Source organism: Oleiphilus sp. HI0123, assembly GCF_001635315.1.
This window is the reverse complement of record NZ_LWGE01000300.1, coordinates 1-374: the sequence shown is the minus strand read 5'-3', so window position 1 is coordinate 374 and position 374 is coordinate 1. Positions and strand designations below refer to the sequence as shown.

Here is a 374-nt window from a genome sequence, read left to right as displayed (position 1 = left end):
TTTCTAGTTAACCGTTTTAGGTGATTTAGGTAATAAACTGAGCTCAATAAGATGCATCGAATGCAGCTTTGTGCCAATGAATTTGCTCGGATAAGCTGTTCTCTTTCTGGCTGATAGATATAACATCAAATCGGCATGGCATATTCCATAGCTTTTTGTGAGAAAGGAATATGCTTGCAGTCTTAATAATCTTCTTTTGCTTGTGTGGGGTCACGGTTTCAGCTGCGATGCCATAGTTATTTCTTGCTCGATATCTGACTTCAATAAAGACTAGGGTATTCTTATCTCCCATAATTAAATCAATCTCACCAAACTTGGACCGATAATTGTTCGTTATGCTTTTCAGTCCTTGGGTGCGAAGGTATTTCTCGGCG

1 protein-coding gene is annotated in these 374 nt (G+C 39.0%); it reads right to left on the bottom strand.

Annotated features, from left to right (window positions below):
• Positions 1–43: 43 nt before the first annotated feature.
• The coding region (locus tag A3761_RS02870; RefSeq protein WP_068749781.1) for a YraN family protein at positions 44–374 on the bottom strand (331 nt) is incomplete at its 5' end.